The sequence below is a fragment of the Streptomonospora alba genome (genome assembly GCF_000826685.1).
Taxonomy (GTDB): domain Bacteria; phylum Actinomycetota; class Actinomycetes; order Streptosporangiales; family Streptosporangiaceae; genus Streptomonospora; species Streptomonospora alba.
On the sequence record NZ_JROO01000071.1, the window covers coordinates 1 to 3305 of the forward strand.

Sequence of the window (3305 nt, forward strand, 5' to 3'; positions counted from 1 at the left end):
GGGGCGGGTGCGGCGGTGCGGTGGGCCGGTCGGTGCGGGTGCGGGTTCGCCTGGGGGTTGTGGTCGGGTGTGTGGCTGGTGGTTTGATTTGTGGATAGTGTGCGCGAGCATCTTGTATCTGCGGTGGCCAAGCAAGAGTGGCATACGGTGGATGCCTTGGCACCAGGCGCCGATGAAGGACGTGGGAGGCCGCGATAGTCCACGGGGAGTTGTCAACCGAGCGTTGATCCGTGGGTGTCCGAATGGGGGAACCCAGCCCGAGTTGTGTCGGGTTGCCGCCGTCTGAATGTATAGGGCGGTCGGTGGTGACGCGGGGAAGTGAAACATCTCAGTACCCGCAGGAAGAGAAGACAATAGTGATTCCCTGAGTAGTGGTGAGCGAACGGGGATGATGGCTAAACCATGCGCGTGGGATAGGCGGCGGCCGTTGCGTGTGTGGGGTTGTGGGGTGCGTCTGTACTGGGTCTGCCGGCCCGGTGTGGGGTGTGGTGTGGTAGTCGAAGCCGTTGGGAAGCGGCGCCGGAGTGGGTGAGAGTCCCGTAGGCGAAGTCATGGCACATGTCATTGGGCGTGTCCCCGAGTAGCGCGGAGCTCGTGGAATTCCGTGTGAATCTGGCAGGACCACCTGTCAAGCCTGAATACGTCCTGGTGACCGATAGTGGACGAGTACCGTGAGGGAAAGGTGAAAAGTGCCCCGGTGAGGGGTTGTGAAATAGTACCTGAAACCGTGTGCTGTCAAGCCGTCAGAGCTTCACTTCGGTGTGGGGTGATGGCGTGCCTTTTGAAGAATGAGCCTGCGAGTCGTGGTGTGTGGCGAGGTTAACCCGTGTGGGGTAGCCGTAGCGAAAGCGAGTCTGAATAGGGCGGTTGAGTCGCATGCTGTGGACCCGAAGCGGAGTGATCTACCCATGGCCAGGGTGAAGCGGAGGTAAGACTTCGTGGAGGCCCGAACCCACCAGGGTTGAAAACCTGGGGGATGAGCTGTGGGTAGGGGTGAAAGGCCAATCAAACTCCGTGATAGCTGGTTCTCCCCGAAATGCATTTAGGTGCAGCGTCGTGTGGTGCTCCCCGGAGGTAGAGCTACTGTTTGGCCGATGGGCCCGACCAGGTTACTGAGGTCAGATAAACTCCGAATGCCGGTGGAGTCAGCGCGGCAGTGAGACTGCGGGGGATAAGCTCCGTGGTCGAGAGGGAAACAGCCCAGATCTCCGGCTAAGGCCCCTAAGGGTGCGCTAAGTGGGAAAGGTTGTGGAGTTGCTGAGACAACCAGGAGGTTGGCTTAGAAGCAGCCATCCTTGAAAGAGTGCGTAATAGCTCACTGGTCAAGTGATTCTGCGCCGATAATGTAGCGGGGCTGAAGTGCACCGCCGAAGCCGTGGAGCCGGCGTTTTTGAACGCTGGTTGGTAGGGGAGCGTCGTGCGTCCGGTGAAGCTGCGGGGTGACCCGGGGTGGAGGGCGTGCGAGTGAGAATGCAGGCATGAGTAGCGATACCGGAGTGAGAAACTCCGGCGCCGATTGACTAAGGGTTCCTGGGGCAGGTTGATCCGCCCAGGGTGAGTCTGGACCTAAGGCGAGGCCGACAGGCGTAGTCGATGGATAACGGGTTGATATTCCCGTACCCGTGCATGCGCGTCCATGCTGATAGCCCTGATGCTGACCATGTCTGGTGCTGCGGTGGCCCTTCGGGGTTGTCGTGGTGGCCGGGTCTGGGACCCGAGGGGTGTGTAGGCAAGTGATGGGGTGACGCAGTGGGGTAGCTTTACCCGGCGGTGGTTGTCCGGGGGTAAGCGTGTAGCCCGGGGTGGTGGTAAATCCCTGCCCTGTTATACGGGTGAGGCGTGATGCCGAGCCGTTTCGGCGAAGTGAGTGATCCCGTGCTGTCGAGAAAAGCCTCTAGCGAGTGTGTGTGCGGCCAGTACCCTAAACCGACGCAGGTGGTCAGGTAGAGTATACCGAGGCGTTCGGGTGATCCGTGGTTAAGGAACTCGGCAAATTGTCCCCGTAACTTTGGGAGAAGGGGAGCCCTGTCCGGTGATCAGGTTTTCCCTGTGAGCGGGGCGGGGTCGCAGATACCAGGGGAAAGCGACTGTTTATTAAAAACACAGGTCCGTGCGAAGTCGTAAGACGCTGTATACGGACTGACGCCTGCCCGGTGCTGGAACGTTAAGAGGACCGGTTAGCGCCTTTGGGTGTGAAGCTGGGAATCTAAGCGCCAGTAAACGGCGGTGGTAACTATAACCATCCTAAGGTAGCGAAATTCCTTGTCGGGTAAGTTCCGACCTGCACGAATGGCGTAACGACTTTCCCGCTGTCTCAACCGCGGGCCCGGTGAAATTGCAGTACGAGTAAAGATGCTCGTTTCGCGCAGCAGGACGGAAAGACCCCGGGACCTTCACTATAGCTTGACATTGGTGTTTGGGATGGTTTGTGTAGGATAGGTGGGAGCCGGTGAAGCCGCCACGCCAGTGGTGGTGGAGGCGTTGGTGAAATACCACTCTGGCTGTTTCGGGCATCTAACCTTGGGCCGTGATCCGGTTCGGGGACAGTGTCTGGTGGGTAGTTTAACTGGGGCGGTTGCCTCCTAAAGGGTAACGGAGGCGCCCAAAGGTTCCCTCGGCCTGGTTGGCAATCAGGTGGTGAGTGTAAGTGCACAAGGGAGCTTGACTGTGAGACGGACGTGTCGAGCAGGTGCGAAAGCAGGGACTAGTGATCCGGCGCCGGCGTGTGGAAGCGGCGTCGCTCAACGGCTAAAAGGTACCCCGGGGATAACAGGCTGATCTTCCCCAAGAGTCCGTATCGACGGGATGGTTTGGCACCTCGATGTCGGCTCGTCGCATCCTGGGGCTGGAGTTGGTCCCAAGGGTTGGGCTGTTCGCCCATTAAAGCGGCACGCGAGCTGGGTTTAGAACGTCGTGAGACAGTTCGGTCCCTATCCGCTGCGCGCGTTGGAGACTTGTGAAGGGCTGTCCCTAGTACGAGAGGACCGGGACGGACGAACCGCTGGTGTGCCAGTTGTTCCGCCAGGGGCATGGCTGGTTGGCTACGTTCGGGAGAGATAACCGCTGAAAGCATCTAAGTGGGAAGCTTGCTTCGAGATGAGGTCTCCTGCCCTGTGGTGGGGGTAAGGCCGCCAGGTGATGACTGGGTTGATAGGCCGGGTGTGGAAGCCTTGTGAGGGGTGGAGCTGACCGGTACTAATAGGCCGAGGGCTTGTCCGCCGTGGATGCTGGGTGCTCGCGCATATTGTTCATTGTTCCCGGTCCGGGGGTGTGCCTTTTTTGGGGTGTGTTCTCGGGGTGGGGTT

At 59.6% G+C, this 3305-nt stretch carries 1 rRNA gene; it reads left to right on the forward strand.

The window, feature by feature from the left end:
- Positions 1-124: 124 nt before the first annotated feature.
- Positions 125-3220, forward strand: a 23S ribosomal RNA gene (locus LP52_RS25135).
- The last annotated feature ends 85 nt before the right edge of the window (positions 3221-3305 follow it).